Here is a 14329-nt window from a genome sequence, read left to right on the forward strand (position 1 = left end):
GAGGGCGTGCCCGGTCTACCGCCCTCCGACGCACATCATGTCGGTGTGCACCCCGGCCAGCACCTGTAACCCTGATTCGCGCCACGGAAGCCAGGTCGCTGGGAATGCGAGGGACGGCGGTTCGTCGCCGGCGACCACAGCTCGAGGTACCCGCAGCGGCGGCGAACCGCCCCGCCCACCAACGGCGAACAGGCCGGCCTCCCCTCCCCCGCTCTGCCTTCCGGACCGGGGCCGGTGGTACTCGGCCGTCGTGCTCGCTGCACCACCGGTGTCTGGTGCTACCCGGCGGCGTCCTCTTCGGCGGTCATCTGCTTGTCGGCGTGGACTTCCCCGCACGTTTCACCGGGCTGCGGCGAGACGTGCGTGGGGCAGGTGGGAGCGGTGGCGGGCTATCCGGCAAGGTAGCCTCCGGCTATCAGGATCCCGCTCGCCATCACCCACTGGCCAATGGCACACGCCGAGATCATCGCGCTCCCGAGAATGTACAGCCCGGTACGCCCGACCTTCGTCATCTGATGCGCGTCAGGCTTTCGCCCCGATCGCCACAGACCGATCAGAACCAGCGGGCAGGGAATCATCGCGATCTGCATCGGGATGCCGGTCCCACTTCGGTTGTACTTGCCGTCATACGGCATCCGCGTATCCCACGGAACGTTCGTGAAGGTGAAGACCGCGATGCCCACACAGGCCACGAAGGCGATGACGCAAAGGATGTCCATCACTTTGGAGGCTTTTCTCCCCAGGCGCAGATCCTCCTCGGTGAGCGGCCCTCAGAGCTTCCCTCCTTGTCTCAGGACCCATGCCACCGGTCACCACGGGGCCGCCCCCGTTCCTCGTTCGATAAGTTCACGGCTGACCACATTCACGCCTCCCACGATAGTTCCGGCATGAGCCTCGGCCCCGTCGGCGTAGCCGATTGACGGTGTGGAGCGGGGGCGCATAATCCGCAAGGACAGCAGCAAAAAACACCCGGACGGGATGTGACGAAGGAGCAGCCCGACCGCCTTAGGCCGGAGCGAAGCGAGAGGACCATTGCTCTGGTTGGAGCGCCAGCGACAAGCCAGGGAAGCACGAGAACCGCCGTCCACCCACGGGCGCCTGCCGCCGTCCCTCGGGCAGGAAAAAAGGGCCGACACCTACAGGTGCCAGCCCTTACTCATTCGCTCAAATACTCATCTACTCCGGCGGGGCATGGTCGTCCTGGCGGAGCGTGATGATCGCCTTGGCGACGTACACGACGGCCCCGATCGCGAGGAGGCAGGTCCCGAGAATGCGGAACCAGTTGTCGGCGGTGGGCAGCGCCATCACGAAGAGCAGGGCGGACACCATGCCTGTGAGGGCTTCGATCACCGCGTCGCGCTTGGTTTTGCGCGTTCGTGCGCGCGGATGTTCCTGTTCGTTCGTCCCCATTGTCATGCCCGTGAGTCTAGAGCGCGACGGTACGACCGAGCCGAGCCGCGCTCGATCGGGCGGTGGTCCTCGTTGGGCGTGGTGTTACTGGAAGAGATCCTTGTCCGCTGCCGGCGTCCAGGTGAGGTCGACGCGGTCGGGGTGTGAGAACGTGACGGGCTCGGCCTTGATGCGGTCCTCGAGCATGTCCTCCACGCCGGGCGCCGGGATCTGGGGTACGTGGACGCTCAGGCTCTCGCTGAACGGCTTCGCCAGGGTGATGTTCAAGGTCGGGTGCGCGCTGTAGTCCGTGGTGTCCATGATCGTTTCTTCCTGGTCGGTGGCGTGGGCTTCACTGTACGGGCCGGCCCTGTCAGTCCTGGTGTGGTGCGCCGGCTGGTAACGGCTTCCCCGGTACGCTCACTGGATTGACCGTTCGTTCTAGGCATGGGGGAAGCAATGGCTCTTAACGGACCGGAATTGTTCGTCATCCTGGCGGTTTATCTGCTCGTGATCGCGGTCTTGGGCTTGGTCTTGTATGTGATCATCCGGTTCGGGGTGAAGCACGGCATGCGCTCCTACTACGCGGAAGCCTCCCGTCGCTCCGGCCCAGCGGCTGGCCCTGCTGGTGAGCCGGCGCCCTAGGCGCAGCTCGTGGCTGGTTCGTGTGGTCGCGCCAGCGTGTGATGCGGCGGCCGGGGGAGCGTGCGGCGGAGGCCGCCGCCGCGCACCCAGGGATGCTGGTCGCTTGTCCTGGTGTGGCTGGAAACGAAGAGAGGGCCAGACTCCCGTGGGGGTGAGTGTCCGGCCCTCGGCCTAAGGGTTCAGCCTAGCGGTTTGGCCTGGTCCCGTTGCCGGGTCCGCCTGCTAGTGGCGGTAGGCGGTGTGTTCGTTCTGCGCGGCCAGCGGGAGGATCCCGCGGCTGACCATTTCACGCATCAGTCGTGCGAGGCGGTGCTGGTGGTCGGATTCGAGGGCCTTGTCGAAGTACGCGGCGGCTACGGATGACTGCCCGCGGTACCAGCGCAGCCAGCCGAGGAAGCAGAACAGTGGGGCGCGGTCCTCGATCGGCGTGTAGGCGAAGATCCTGATGAGCAGTTCTTCGGTGGCTTCCACCCGGGCCCAGTCGGGCTGACCTTCGAACCGGCCGGCGAGGACCTGCTGGTAGGTGGCCTCGTCGTCGGTGGGGCTGATCGCATCAGCCATGATCCGGTCCCGGATGGGCTTGATGAACAGGTACCCGGCGAGGTCGCATGCCTCGTTCTCCTTGGCGGACTCCTCCCCTAGTGCGTCGTGGAACTCCTTGCCGAGTGCGTCACTCCACTGTTCGCGGGCGATGCGCATGCTCGTATGGTCGAAGTCCAGCGCCTCCGGCACTCCACCAAGATTCACGAGGTAGGTGAACTCGGTGATGGTCAGGTGCGCCTGATCGGAGCCGATGAACGCAGGGTCTACGGCCAGTGTCATGGGGTCCTTCTGGGTGTTGTAGCCGCGGTAGATCAGTTCGGCGTTCATGATGCTGTCGCGGATCTCGTTGGTGGGGTTCAGGGTGCAGCACCCGCTGTCCTCGCAGAAGTAGGGCGTCCATCCCTTGTCGGTGATCAGCCACCCGTTCTGGAGGCTGATGCCGGCCCGGTCCAGCTCGGTCTCGATGGCCCGCGCGTAGTCCATGTAGGGCTTGGCGTCGGGGTTCGTCCCGGACTGGGCGGCTTCGGCGACCTCGTTGGTGTAGACGAACAGCAGGACGCTGTCGGCGGCGGTGTCCGTGCGCAGGTAGCGCATGAGCTTGTGGGCGAAGTCGGTCGGGCTGATCATCTCGGCCGGGGTGTCGACCCGCAGGGTCGCCCCGGTCATGGTGCCGCGCATGGTCACGAATGCGAAAGACTCGCGCGGCTGGAACCCGAGGGCGCTGGGGATGAAGGCGAGCAAGTCAGCTGCCGTCGTGGCGGTCAGCTGGTTGTGGGTGTTCTCGTTCACGGTGTGTGCTCCTTGTGACAGGTGGGTGGGGGCCGGGGCCTGTGGTGACCAGTAGTGGCCCCTTTCCCCTCATGTTTTTTGCCTGCTGGCGAGCTCGCTCGCTCGTTCCCGACGGAGCACCGTGCAACCCGAAGGGCGCGGGCCTGCCAGGAACCTCGAAGGAAATAAGCGACGCAGGAGCGCCGTAGAGGTTCATGGCCGGCCTGCGTCGCGTCAGCGATTGACGGTGTGGAGCGGGGACACATAATCCGCAAGGACAGCAGACAAAAAACATCAGGGTCGGGTGCGACGAAGGAGCGCCCGGGCCTCATCAGGCCGGAGCGAAGCGCAGGACCATTGCCCTGGTTGGAGCGCCAGCGACAATCCTGGGAAGCCTGTAGACCGCCGGCCGCCCGCGGCCGCCAGCCAACGGAACCCCAGCAACGACGAAGGGCCGACACCCATCAGGTGCCAGACCTTACTCACTTACTCAAATATTCATTCACTCATCGGTGTCGACCAGGCGTAATGCGCGCGGTCGGGGCAGCAGTAGAGGCCGAGGCTCAGTCGAGCCAGTCCGGGCGGCCGGCGAGGCCGAGCCGGTAGCGCGCCGCATCCACGGAGGGGCTATGCGGCCCGAGGGCCAGCTGGAAGGTCCGCAACTGCAAGCGGGTGCGCTGCAACCGGAGGCGATTGGTGAGCGAGCGGTCACCGCGGCCAGGCACCCCGGCGAAGGGTGCCACGGACGGGGAGATGACCAGCGCCCCGGCGCTTGCAATGCCGGCGTAGAAGAGCCGCTCGGCACGGTTCAACCCGTCCGGTGCGGAGAGGAAGGTCAGGAGCTCGGCGGGGACGGGTTCGAGGTCGGGTTCCAGCGCGCGCAGCGCCTCGTCGAGTTCCCGGCGGGTGACCGGCAGGTCTTCGGCGCCGAGGGTCCGGGCGCTGCGGGACCAGTCTGAGACGTAGGTGTCAGCCCAATCGCGGCCGAACCGCGGGGCCAGGTCGTGGCCTACGGCCTCGTGGGCGCCGAGGAAGGCATCCGTAAAGGCCAGGTGAACCCAGCGCAGCAAGGCGGGGTCGGAGGCGGAGTAGTCGCGGCCGTCGTCGGTGGTGCCGCGAACCCGCCCGTGCATGCGGCGGACTCGTGCTGAGTCCCGCTCGGCGAGTTCGACGGAGCCGAAGGTGGTGATGGTGAGCCAGCGCGCGGTCCCGGCGAGACGCGCCCAGGGATCGCTACGGTACGAGGAGTGCCGTGCGACCCCGGCCATCGCCAGCGGGTGTGCGCCTTGACCAAGGAGGGCCGCGACGCCGCCGACCAAAGTGGACATACCGCCGTGGACTTGCCACACGACGCCGTCGGGTTCGAACAGCCCTGGCCCTTCGCCGACGAGGGCGATGTCGCGCACCCAGTCCGGCGCCCCCGTGGGGTCACCGGAGACCCGGGCGCGGAAAGCACTGCGGACGCGGTGGGACAACTCGGCGGGGCGCGGTATCGAGCTCACAGGCATCATGCTCCAACGCTAGGTCGACGACGACAGACACCCACGGACAGGAATCTACTACACAGCGTAGAACACGGACCTGACACGGCGATGGCAGAGAAAACCCTTCATGGTCAGAAGAGCGTTGGCGCTTCGGGGTTGGCGCCGATCAGCAGGAGCCGGATGATCGTTTCGTTCCAGCCGTGCTCGAGGAGGGCAGTACGCAGCTCGAGTGACTGGGCATGGAACTGGACCCGGCCGATCCCGCGCCACCGGAAGGACGACGCGTTGGCGTGCCGTCCCTTCCGGGACCGGTCGAGCATGTTCAGCGCCTGAGTCCCTGGGACCAGGTGCGTTTCCGTCCCGGTACTGGCATGAACGCACAGCGGCACGTCGCAGACGTGCATAAGGATGATCCCGGGGTGCAGGGTTTCCCCGGTGAGGTCTTCGTAGGCGTAGCGTTGCGGCCGCAGGGCGCGTTGTCCGCCGTCGCGGGTGACCCAGAACCGTCCGTACCCGTCATCAGCGACGGCGCCGGTCCAGATCCAGCAGTCAGTCGGCCGCGGACCTCGGACGACTTTCTCCCAGAACCGGTCGGCCTCTCCCCTGCGCTGCCTCATCCTCTGCTACTTCCGCCGGTAGGTCATCGGACCCGGACTGGCCGGCCCGTGATTGGCCGGCGGCCCTCCATCCGTACCACCCACATGATGACGAGTGCGGCCGTTGCAGCGACCATGGGCGGTCCCCACCAGGACGAGTCGGACAGGGCGACCACGACGAACCAGCAGGCGAACCAGAGCGCGACGGCCAGCGCGCCGGCGACCTGATTGCGGATGCGCGGCGGGATTGGCAGGAGCAGCAGCGGGAGTCGGAGAATGGCTCGGCCGAAGAGGTAGCTGTAGCGGGTGCTCGAGGTGAGTAGCCAGCAAATGATTTTGATCATCGTCGTCTCCTGGCCGCCGGGCGATCGTGTCGAGCGGATTCAATCTGCATCGTCTAGGTCCTCACTTGGCTTTTTGGTGCCGGTACAAGGTGGCCCTGCTCCAGCCGACCAGGCGCGCGGCGTCTTCGGCGGTCACGCCTTTGGCGCGGGCTTCGGCAACGACGGCGAGCTTCGCGGCGATGACCTTCGGGTCGGAGGGTGGTCGGCCGAAGCGGGTCCCGTTTTGCCGGGCCGCGACGAGGCCCGCGTTGACACGTTCGACGATGAGCTCCCGCTCGTACTCCGCCAGGGTGGCCAGCATGTTCAGCATCAGCCGGCCCGTCGAGGTCTCCGGATCAATTCCATCTGACAGAGATCGGACCAGGATCCCCCGCTCCCGCAGCAGGTTCACCGTATTTAGGACGTCAATGAGCGACCGGCCCAGCCGGTCGACGCGCCAGACAATGACGGTGTCTCCCTCGTCGGCGTACTCGAGGAGCTTCTTCATCCCGGGCCGGTCGACCGCGGTCCTGCTGCCCGAGGTGACATCAGCGAAGACATCACGTTTCTGCACCCCGGCGGCGACAAGTGCGTCGAGCTGCAGCTTCGCGTCCTGAGCCGATGTACTCACGCGGGTATAGCCAAGATGCCTCATTCAAACAGTCTGCCTCACAAAGTGCTGGCGACACGACCGTTGAGACACTTTACGGTGAGGCGACTTTCCGAGACACCCAGAGCCCCGAAATCTAGGGGAAGTACTCAAGCTCGGAAATGGGCGACTGGTTGTCTCATAAAACTATAGTTTTTCGAGACACGACCAAAGGGCGGTTGAACTGAATAGGCGTTTCACTTGAGGTAGCCCTGCGCCCGTCTTCTTCGTCCCGGCTATACGTACGCTTCCCCGGCCTGGCGCGGCCGGCCGGTCCGGAACCCTGCGTGGTGTCAGTGGACGACCGGCTATCGGAACGGTACGCAGCAGTTCGTCGCTCGCTCGCGTCCACTGATTCGCGCGTGCGCCTTAGTCTCGTTGGGCTGCGCCGGTCGTGCGAAGCTTGATCATGCGTATCGCCGATTTCCCTGTGCCAGATACTGCTGCCGCCCGTGGCGCTCAATCGCTGGCGACCCAGTACCAGTCCACCGCGCTCACCGCTCACGCCGTCCGCTCCTGGCTCTGGGCCGAAGCGTTCGCCGTCGTCGAAGAGTTGCGGGACGTCGACCACGAACTCCTGTACGTTGCTGCACTCCTCCACGACATCGGCACCGTAACTGAGTACGACAACCACATCACCTCCTACGAGCACGCCGGCGGGCACGTAGGGGTCGCGCTGACCGCCGGTGCAGGATGGTCCGCAACGCGCCGTCAACGTGTGCTTAACGTAATCGTGCGTCACAACTGGCCGACCGTAGATCCAGATCTCGACGTTGAAGGGTACTTGCTCGAGACGGCCACCGGTTTAGACATCTCCGGTGACAGGCCGGACGCGCTTCCCGAGGAGTTCCTTCGCGAGGTGCTCGCCGTGCACCCGCGCGGCCGCCTCGCGCAAGAGTTCGGCGCGTGTGTCATCGATCAGGCCGAGCGGAAGCCGACGACGGCCGCCCGACGCATCGTTGACGGTGGTGTCGTCCGCAAGCTGAAGGAGAACCCGCTCGAGCGGCTTTAGCGATACTGGCCGGAAGACTCTAGTTTATGTGACTGAGCTAACGACTATCAGGTATCGCTAATCCAGCCGTGCGCTGTCTGGTGGCCGATCGGTTACCGGGCACTCTCCTGCAGGGGAGCTTTTAGTGGTCGAGTGATGCAAGAAGTGCGGCGAGGGTGTTCTGCTGCTCGGTAGTGAGTACTTTAAGGAACTCGCGCTCGACGGCTACATGGTCGGGAAGGATGCTGTCGACGATCTCGCGGCCCGTGTCGGTGAGATGGACAAGTTTCCCTCGTCCGTCGTGCTGGTTCGCGATGCGTTCGATCAGCCCGTCGGCCTCGAGCTTGTTCAAGCGCTGAGCGATCGCGCTCGAGGTGACCATCGAGGTTCCTACTAGGTCCTTCGGACTCAACGAATAGGGGTCTCCGGAACGGCGCAGAGTTGCCAGCACGTCAAAGGTAGGTGCATCAATTCCGTGGGCTGCGAAATTCTCGGACAGCCGGACCTCGATCCTGCGCGCTACCCGGGAGAGACGACCGATGACGGCCATCGGGCTCACGTCAACATCTGGGCGTTCACGCGCCCACTGCTCGAGCACGCCTGCCACATGATCCTGAGCTTCTGACCGGGTCATAGGAGCAGCCTAGTCAGAAGCTAAGCACTAAGATAGTTTTGCTTAGTGCTTAGCAATCGGTGGATGGTCCTACTCCTGACAGCTGTCGCTCCTTGCGTGTGGGGGACGACGTACATCATCACCTCTGAGCTGCTGCCCCCTGACAGGCCGCTCCTGGCCGCAGCTCTCCGCTCCCTCCCGGCTGGGGTGCTGTTGGTGGTCCTGGTCCGCAAGCTCCCGCAGGGGAGCTGGTGGTGGCGCTCCAGTGTCCTGGGAGTCCTGAACATCGGGGTGTTTTTCGCGCTGCTGTTCATCGCCGCCTATCGGCTACCCGGTGGAGTCGCCGCAACCATCGGAGCCGTCCAACCACTCCTGGTCGCGGTCCTGGCCGCCGGCTGGCTCGGGGAGAAACTGACACGGACGAAACTTACCGCCGGGGTCACCGGCCTGGTGGGTGTCGCGTTGCTCGTCCTGCAAGCCCAGGCCCGACTCGACCTTTTGGGCGTGGTCGCCGCCCTCGGAGGCGCGGTAGCTATGGCCTGCGGCGTGGTCCTGACGAAGAAATGGGGTAGACCTGACACGCTGCTGGCTACCACGTCCTGGCAGCTCGTCGCAGGCGGGCTCTTCCTCACTCCAATCGCCTTCCTGATCGAAGGTCCGCCACCGGCGGATCTGACGCTGCCCAACCTTCTCGGTTACCTCTACCTCGGGATCATCGGCACCGCCCTGGCTTATACGCTCTGGTTCCGAGGCGTCCACCTCCTACCGGCATCGACCACCGCGATACTCGGCCTCCTCAGCCCACTCGTAGCAACCCTGGCAGGATGGGCCCTTATCAACCAGGACCTGACCCCCGGGCAGCTCCTCGGCGCCGCCATCATCCTCGGCACCCTTGCCCTGAGCGCACTCCGAACACCCCGTAGCGTCGCACCAACCTCTCAACACGTTGCCTCGACAACAGGCAACGGACGCTAACCCATCCTCAATCGCATCGCCTCGCACTAAGGCACTCGTCTGCCGTCGTAGCCATGTATCAAGCCGAGGCGAGCGAGCGAAACATAGGGTGCGTACCAGTCGATGGATTGCTCTGATAGCCACGCTGTCAGTTCTTCGAGCGTGGCGAACCAGGGGTCCGGGTCGTGGTCTCCGGGGCCTGCCAGCGCTTCGTCGGTGATGAAGTAGTCGGTGGCGAAGTCGAAGTCCTTCGGCTCATAGGATCGGTCCAGGTCAGCCTCGCCGTATACGTGAATGAGAAGGTCGTGGCCGATATAGGGACCGCTCATCACTCTGCCGGCGAACTCACGCCGTCCATCAACGAGTCCTTCCCAGGACGGGCCATAGCCGTAATCAGGCATCGGTTGGGCTTCCAGTTCCAGCAGGCGAGCTTTCCGAACGCGCCACTCGCGACTGAGCTTCAGCTTGAGCCCCCACCATTTCCACATCGCTCAATCATGAGCCATCGCATCACTCCATGATTGAGCACGGAAAAGTCGTACCTGGCTCTTCACGGATGAGGGTGTAGTGGTCGGCGCTCGGTGCGCGTTGCTGAAGTACGTCGCAACAATCCATAGAGGATCGCGCCCCAGGGCAAATCGGGTGGTGGGGGCCGACTACATGGACTACCTACATTCCAGGGTCGACGACCACGCGTAGGACTGAACCCGGCATCTAAGCCGGACACCATGTCCTGTGCAGGTGTATGTCGTGATGTGTTCTTAGGCGAGGGCGCGGGCGACGTCGTAGCTGGCTGATTTGGCGAGGTTGTTGCGTGCCCGGTCGTATCCGCGGGTGGTGCGGGGGTCGGCGTGGCCCATGCTGTCCTGGAGTGCGTGGAGGCTGGTGCCGGTGTCGAGGGCGATGGTCGCGAAGGTGTGCCGGAGGCTGTGAGGACTGATTCGCCCTTCAATACCGGCCTTCTGTGCCAGGCGCCCGATGGTGCGGAAGGCCTCGCTGCGCTGCCATGACTTCCCCGTGCTGGTAGTAAATAACGGCTGCCTCACCAGGTAGGCGGTGCCGGGCCCGTGGACGTGGATGAGCTCGGCCCCGCTGGTCTCGAGGTACTCGTTCACGGCGACGGCGGCCGGCGCGGGGACGGCGACCTTCGCAGCCTTGCCGCCTTTGCGCCGGATGGTCAAAGTCCGATGCCCGGCGTCGTGCCCGTAGTCGGTGGTGCTCGCGCCTAACGCCTCCCCCACTCTGATTCCAGTGAACAGCAGTAGGGCTACTAGAGCGTGCGATCGCGGGCCGTCGACACGGGCAACAGCAAGCAACGCCCGTGCCTGATCTCGGGTGAGGCCCTGGGCGGAGCTGTGGTCGGCATCGACGGCCGGCCGGGTGACGGTGGCGACCGGGTTCAGGGCTGTCACGCCATCAGCCATCGCATACCGGTAGTAGCTCGACAGGGCGGCGAGGGTTCGGGCGATGGTGGACGGGGCCCCGGTGAGGGTGTGCCGGTAGCCGTCGACGTGGACCCGGCGGACGGTGAGCAGGTCGAAACCCATGGCGTCCAGCCACGTGCAGTAGTCAACGAGATCTCGGGTGTACGCGACGAGTGTGTGGTGGGAGGTCTGTGCGAGTTGCCACGCGGCGATACTACTGGCGTGTCGCTCCCGGTTTGGAACGGGCACGCTGGTATAGGCATCAGTCAAAACTAGGTCGCTCATCGTATCCACATCATAAGAGACATTATGATGTGTTTCCTGAGCGTCATCTGGCAATCACAGGGAGTTGCTATTTTTGCCCTGAAACTCTTGACTGACGTGCTGGTCTCCCTGTAAGGCTCCTCGTAGGTGGAAGAGGTATCGAGGGTATTGGAAATTCATAATCTCGAAATACCTGTGCTTATCCGGTGCCACCCCTGTCGTCGACTCCGCAACCACGATGCGGAACACCACGTCCCTTCGAGGTAGGTAGTTGTCTCATGTCCACGCTCCTCGACATCTTCGGGACTGTGGGTTTTACGGTGTTTCTGGCCCGAGGCTTCGCGCGCGAACGTAGCAAGAAAGGCGCCGTCGTGACGACATAGGATCTTGTGAGTCCATTAGAAATCGAACGAGGATCGGTCGGCGGAGGCGGCCGCTGCGGCTGAGCTCGTGCTCATGGCCAACGAACAGGGCTTGGCGCTAACCGGCCCTGACGCGCTGCTGGAACTGTCGACGAAGAATGTGCTCGAGACAGCGCTGAACAACGAACGCACCGCGCCCGCTCGGGCGCAACAAGCATCGCCCTGACCCCGACCGCACATCGGGCAACGTCCGTCACGGGACGCGTCCGAAGACCGTGTTAACGGAAAGCGACCGCGGAAGTCACGATCGAAGTCCTGTGGAATCGCGACGGGTCTTTCGAACTCCAGATCGTGAAGAGACGACAACACCGCCTGAACTGGGTCGAGGAAGCTGTGTTGTCGTTGCACGCCAACGGTCTCACAACAGGTGAGCTCAGGGTCAAGTCCTTGATGTTCATCATGTTGGGTTTTTCGGGCCCCGTACAGGCGCTAGGCTGATCGGACCGAGGGTCTAGAAACGGGCCGTGGTCACCATCTCCTTAAGGTCACCCATGAGCATCCCGTTGACAGACGAACCATCCAGCATTGTCGACTTGATTACTGCTAGGCCGACAGTAAACGACTCAGCCTCAACCGGTCCGCCCCCACCCAATGCGGTGCAGGAGAAATCCGGGCAGGCAGCGGCTGACCTGAACGGCACCTGGGGCGTTGAGCGCCTTTTCCCATGGGAAGAGATACACGCACTTCCAACCAGGCAGCTACGACTTCTCTGCAATAAAACTTTCAAGGCCATGGACACTGATTTACCACCGGCTGAAGCCTTCGATCAGTACGCGGCCCTCATTGAGGAAATCAAAGAGCGCGAAAAAGCAGAAGAGAACTCGAGTGAAGGTGGGAAAAGGTATCGCAGAGAGGAGCGGGTCGCCTTTCGCGACAACGCAATAGCGCAGCGCTACGAACTATTCGTAGACGGTGATGTTGCCGGGTATGTGAAGTATCAGATGCACGGCGGTCAGGTCGTCCTGCTCGAAACGGTCATCACGACCGAGTTTTCTTTTCCCGAGAGTGGCATTGAGGAAACCCTGCTCCGCCGGACATTCCTCAATGCCCATCAGCGCAGGCTCGCAATGAGAACCCGCTGTAGCAGGGCGCACACCTTCCTCACCGAGTACCCCCAGTACCGGTCCCTGGTACCAGCGACAGCACAACGTGCAGTGACCCGCATCAACCGGGCAGCTTCCTGGAACACGTGACACTTCTCAACACCACAGGCCTCCGAGTACAACAGCAGCGCCGGAATGGGGTGAGAGGTCACCGGTACCATGTCCGCCGGTGAGCAAAATCGTGTACATCCGACGTCGTCCACGTGGCGTCGCTAAACCCCCGATCGTTGATCAGTAATACGCCATAGGTTTTACTGAGCGGAAATAGGCGGCATCATAACCGTCAAAAGTAAACACCGTTCTCGTTGTTGAAAGGTATTCAGTGAACCACCTAAAGTACATTCTAACCACGTTTGATGAGGTAGCTGATTACGCTCCAGATCGGGAGCCGACCGTTGCCGACGACGAGTCTGCATATTTAGCGATGGTTGATGGGCAGTCAGGCGCCGCCGCTGAGGGTTCGGCGGTATATCGGGACCTTTTGCGCGCTGTTGTCGGCATGACATATTCCGTCGACGCCGACCCGAAGGGCGGGCCGGACCTTTTCAAGGTTCTACCGGCGGACGCAATACGAGTCATCTCCGTTTTCCGGCTGCTAGGCGCCGTGGACCAGATTACTGTCACACTGCCTGAAAGGTACTGGGAAATCATCGAGGAACACGCAAGTAGCATCGAGAATCAGATGCACGCGGCTGAAACAATTCGCTGGGCTGAAATTTCTGGCGGGGTCCTGCGTAGACCCGCCAACTAACTGTTTTACGTCGTGACGTTTCCAAGCTCCGTCAGTTTTATAGCTAATGGGTGGTGTCGTTGATGAGCCACCATATGTTGTCTAAGGTATATCCGCGCCGCTGGGTTCGGCTGGCGGTATGTGCCTGGTCGGCTCGGTGGGCGACACCGCGGTAGGCCCAGTCCTCTATGGTGGCCTGACTGTCGGCGTAGCGGGTCCAGAGTTCGTCGCACATGTTGCGGGGGAGCCGAATAATGGCCCCATATGGGCCGCGGAAGTCGTCCTCGGGTCCTTCGAAACAGACGGTGAGGTAGCCGTATCCGGCCTGGACGAACTCCAGGCGTAGTCCGCTCATCCGAGGACACTTCGCGAATGCAGCTTCCGTGGCCTGAACATACTCCTCAGGCCCCGGACCAGGCATTACATCGGGCTCCAGATCGGGCCCTGGACCGGGCTTTGGTTCTGGCTGTCGTTCTGGTTTTGGTCCAGGTTCTGAATCGGGGTCGTTTCGGGGTTCTGGTTCTTTCATACGAATCAGTGTCGCTCGGCGCTCGGTCCGGCACGGAAACCGACTCGGGAGTTGCTTTTGCGGGCAGGCAGTCACTCCAGGAGGAGAGCCGCTCGCATCCGCCGTGCCAGGCTTCGTGTTCGCGGCCCTCACATTTGTAATCCACGGGAGCTGGCGTAGTTCAGGCACAATCGGTGACAAACCATAATGGGTGAATGGGGATGGATCAGATGCACCGCGTGATAGGGGAACTACGATCAGAATTACCGGGGTTGTCGGAATGGTGGGGGTCGCACCGGACCGCCGTCCCGGCGTTGGCTGCGCTGCTGGTGATCGTCGTGATCGGGATTGTTGGTGTTTTCGGCGGGCTCAGATACTTGCAGGATACTTCCTCGCCAACGGCGATCCTGGGCGGTCTTTATCTGATGCTGGCGGTGATCGGCGTGAGCGTCGTGGTCGCCGTCGTCGCGGTGAACCATCTCATCGAGCACTTCGCGCGGTCCAAGGAACCCTTGGATTGACCCTGCGCGGGCGCGCCGGCACGGGCGCAAGGGACGTCGCCCCGTCGTGGTGATGCAGCAAACGGGGGCCGACCCCGGCAGGGTCTGCCTGGCTGGGTCTGCCTGGCTGGGCCGGTTGACGAGGCTAGCCTGCCGGGGCCGGCTTGCGGAGTCGTATGAGGTGCGGGCCTGAAGAAATTCGTCCGAGAAGCGCGCAGGTCAGCTTGTGTGTAGGTGAGCTTGTTGATGGGGTTGGCAGGAAGGTGGTTCGGTGGGGGTTGGTAAGCTGTAGGTTCTGTCGAGATGAGGTCAAGTAGCCGGCCCGCTCCTAGCTTTCTTTCCTTGATCGGCGCCCTTTGTATGTCTTATCCCACGTTTCCGCGCCCTTGTCCTGATCCTGCCGCCGCCGGCACTTCGCAGGGA

At 63.3% G+C, this 14329-nt stretch carries 18 protein-coding genes and 1 pseudogene; 7 read left to right on the forward strand and 12 right to left on the reverse strand.

Features of this window, described 5'->3' with window-relative positions; genetic code table 11:
• Nucleotides 1-389 precede the first annotated feature (389 nt).
• From V6S67_RS19360 to V6S67_RS19395, 8 genes are all read right to left on the reverse strand, one after another.
• On the reverse strand, nt 390-719 hold the full coding sequence (locus tag V6S67_RS19360; RefSeq protein WP_334211963.1) for a hypothetical protein: 330 nt from the start codon (nt 717-719) through the stop codon (nt 390-392).
• Nucleotides 720-1176: 457 nt separating this feature from the next.
• Nucleotides 1177-1416, reverse strand: coding sequence for a hypothetical protein (locus V6S67_RS19365; RefSeq protein WP_334211964.1), 240 nt, complete (start codon nt 1414-1416; stop codon nt 1177-1179).
• A gap of 78 nt (nt 1417-1494) precedes the next feature.
• Nucleotides 1495-1710: a hypothetical protein gene (locus V6S67_RS19370; protein WP_334211965.1), complete on the reverse strand. Its 216-nt coding sequence runs from the start codon at nt 1708-1710 to the stop codon at nt 1495-1497.
• A 546-nt stretch (nt 1711-2256) separates the two neighbouring features.
• A complete protein-coding gene (locus V6S67_RS19375; RefSeq protein WP_334211966.1) occupies nt 2257-3366 on the reverse strand; it encodes a DUF4192 domain-containing protein in 1110 nt (369 codons plus the stop codon).
• Nucleotides 3367-3908: 542 nt separating this feature from the next.
• Nucleotides 3909-4856, reverse strand: coding sequence for an oxygenase MpaB family protein (locus V6S67_RS19380; RefSeq protein WP_334211967.1), 948 nt, complete (start codon nt 4854-4856; stop codon nt 3909-3911).
• Between the two features lie 104 nt (nt 4857-4960).
• Nucleotides 4961-5446, reverse strand: a complete 486-nt coding sequence (locus V6S67_RS19385) for a hypothetical protein (protein WP_334211968.1) — start codon at nt 5444-5446, stop codon at nt 4961-4963.
• Nucleotides 5447-5469: 23 nt separating this feature from the next.
• A complete protein-coding gene (locus V6S67_RS19390; protein ID WP_334211969.1) occupies nt 5470-5769 on the reverse strand; it encodes a hypothetical protein in 300 nt (99 codons plus the stop codon).
• 61 nt (nt 5770-5830) lie between these two features.
• Complete coding sequence (locus V6S67_RS19395) at nt 5831-6403, reverse strand: recombinase family protein (protein ID WP_334211970.1); 573 nt, start codon at nt 6401-6403, stop codon at nt 5831-5833.
• 403 nt (nt 6404-6806) lie between these two features.
• Here V6S67_RS19395 and V6S67_RS19400 point away from each other — a divergent pair, with 403 nt between their 5' ends.
• Nucleotides 6807-7409: an HD domain-containing protein gene (locus V6S67_RS19400; RefSeq protein ID WP_334211971.1), complete on the forward strand. Its 603-nt coding sequence runs from the start codon at nt 6807-6809 to the stop codon at nt 7407-7409.
• Between the two features lie 121 nt (nt 7410-7530).
• Here the strand turns inward: V6S67_RS19400 and V6S67_RS19405 are convergent, their stop codons facing one another.
• Nucleotides 7531-8022, reverse strand: a complete 492-nt coding sequence (locus V6S67_RS19405; protein WP_334211972.1) for a MarR family winged helix-turn-helix transcriptional regulator — start codon at nt 8020-8022, stop codon at nt 7531-7533.
• Nucleotides 8023-8085: 63 nt separating this feature from the next.
• On the opposite strand from V6S67_RS19405, the gene V6S67_RS19410 reads away from it, so the two are divergent.
• The gene (locus tag V6S67_RS19410) at nt 8086-8976 is read left to right on the forward strand and encodes an EamA family transporter (RefSeq protein WP_334211973.1); all 891 of its coding nucleotides are present in this window, start codon (nt 8086-8088) and stop codon (nt 8974-8976) included.
• Nucleotides 8977-9002: 26 nt separating this feature from the next.
• On the opposite strand, the gene V6S67_RS19415 is transcribed toward V6S67_RS19410, so the two are convergent.
• On the reverse strand, nt 9003-9443 hold the full coding sequence (locus V6S67_RS19415; RefSeq protein ID WP_334211974.1) for a hypothetical protein: 441 nt from the start codon (nt 9441-9443) through the stop codon (nt 9003-9005).
• Between the two features lie 273 nt (nt 9444-9716).
• Entirely contained in the window at nt 9717-10664 is a 948-nt protein-coding gene (locus tag V6S67_RS19420) for a tyrosine-type recombinase/integrase (protein WP_334211975.1), read from the reverse strand.
• 435 nt (nt 10665-11099) lie between these two features.
• Here V6S67_RS19420 and V6S67_RS19425 point away from each other — a divergent pair, with 435 nt between their 5' ends.
• The 4 genes and pseudogenes from V6S67_RS19425 (at nt 11100) to V6S67_RS19435 (ending at nt 12919) form a co-directional block, all read left to right on the forward strand.
• Nucleotides 11100-11231: a hypothetical protein gene (locus V6S67_RS19425; protein WP_334211976.1), complete on the forward strand. Its 132-nt coding sequence runs from the start codon at nt 11100-11102 to the stop codon at nt 11229-11231.
• 77 nt (nt 11232-11308) lie between these two features.
• Nucleotides 11309-11503, forward strand: a pseudogene (locus tag V6S67_RS20060) (transposase); the annotation flags it as partial.
• A 26-nt stretch (nt 11504-11529) separates the two neighbouring features.
• Entirely contained in the window at nt 11530-12258 is a 729-nt protein-coding gene (locus V6S67_RS19430; RefSeq protein WP_334211977.1) for a GNAT family N-acetyltransferase, read from the forward strand.
• Between the two features lie 232 nt (nt 12259-12490).
• Nucleotides 12491-12919, forward strand: a complete 429-nt coding sequence (locus V6S67_RS19435; protein ID WP_334211978.1) for a hypothetical protein — start codon at nt 12491-12493, stop codon at nt 12917-12919.
• 43 nt (nt 12920-12962) lie between these two features.
• Here V6S67_RS19435 and V6S67_RS19440 read toward each other — a convergent pair whose 3' ends face one another.
• The gene (locus V6S67_RS19440) at nt 12963-13253 is read right to left on the reverse strand and encodes a hypothetical protein (protein WP_334211979.1); all 291 of its coding nucleotides are present in this window, start codon (nt 13251-13253) and stop codon (nt 12963-12965) included.
• 368 nt (nt 13254-13621) lie between these two features.
• Between V6S67_RS19440 and V6S67_RS19445 the strand changes: the two genes are divergently transcribed.
• The gene (locus V6S67_RS19445; protein ID WP_334211980.1) at nt 13622-13927 is read left to right on the forward strand and encodes a hypothetical protein; all 306 of its coding nucleotides are present in this window, start codon (nt 13622-13624) and stop codon (nt 13925-13927) included.
• The last annotated feature ends 402 nt before the right edge of the window (nt 13928-14329 follow it).

It is taken from the genome of Arthrobacter sp. Soc17.1.1.1 (assembly GCF_036867195.1).
Taxonomy (GTDB): Bacteria; Actinomycetota; Actinomycetes; order Actinomycetales; family Micrococcaceae; genus Arthrobacter_D.

Excerpts from the sequence above, each read along its gene's own strand:
- V6S67_RS19370 (WP_334211965.1), bottom strand. The coding sequence starts at position 1,710 with ATGGACACCACGGACTACAGCGCGCACCCGACCTTGAACATCACCCTG.
- V6S67_RS19385 (WP_334211968.1), bottom strand. The coding sequence starts at position 5,446 with ATGAGGCAGCGCAGGGGAGAGGCCGACCGGTTCTGGGAGAAAGTCGTC.
- V6S67_RS19360 (WP_334211963.1), bottom strand. The coding sequence starts at position 719 with ATGGACATCCTTTGCGTCATCGCCTTCGTGGCCTGTGTGGGCATCGCG.
- V6S67_RS19445 (WP_334211980.1), top strand. The coding sequence starts at position 13,622 with ATGGGGATGGATCAGATGCACCGCGTGATAGGGGAACTACGATCAGAA.
- V6S67_RS19365 (WP_334211964.1), bottom strand. The coding sequence starts at position 1,416 with ATGACAATGGGGACGAACGAACAGGAACATCCGCGCGCACGAACGCGC.
- V6S67_RS19425 (WP_334211976.1), top strand. The coding sequence starts at position 11,100 with ATGGCCAACGAACAGGGCTTGGCGCTAACCGGCCCTGACGCGCTGCTG.
- V6S67_RS19410 (WP_334211973.1), top strand. The coding sequence starts at position 8,086 with ATGGTCCTACTCCTGACAGCTGTCGCTCCTTGCGTGTGGGGGACGACG.
- V6S67_RS19395 (WP_334211970.1), bottom strand. The coding sequence starts at position 6,403 with ATGAGGCATCTTGGCTATACCCGCGTGAGTACATCGGCTCAGGACGCG.
- V6S67_RS19405 (WP_334211972.1), bottom strand. The coding sequence starts at position 8,022 with ATGACCCGGTCAGAAGCTCAGGATCATGTGGCAGGCGTGCTCGAGCAG.
- V6S67_RS19415 (WP_334211974.1), bottom strand. The coding sequence starts at position 9,443 with ATGTGGAAATGGTGGGGGCTCAAGCTGAAGCTCAGTCGCGAGTGGCGC.
- V6S67_RS19420 (WP_334211975.1), bottom strand. The coding sequence starts at position 10,664 with ATGAGCGACCTAGTTTTGACTGATGCCTATACCAGCGTGCCCGTTCCA.
- V6S67_RS19440 (WP_334211979.1), bottom strand. The coding sequence starts at position 13,253 with ATGAGCGGACTACGCCTGGAGTTCGTCCAGGCCGGATACGGCTACCTC.
- V6S67_RS19400 (WP_334211971.1), top strand. The coding sequence starts at position 6,807 with ATGCGTATCGCCGATTTCCCTGTGCCAGATACTGCTGCCGCCCGTGGC.
- V6S67_RS19390 (WP_334211969.1), bottom strand. The coding sequence starts at position 5,769 with ATGATCAAAATCATTTGCTGGCTACTCACCTCGAGCACCCGCTACAGC.
- V6S67_RS19380 (WP_334211967.1), bottom strand. The coding sequence starts at position 4,856 with ATGATGCCTGTGAGCTCGATACCGCGCCCCGCCGAGTTGTCCCACCGC.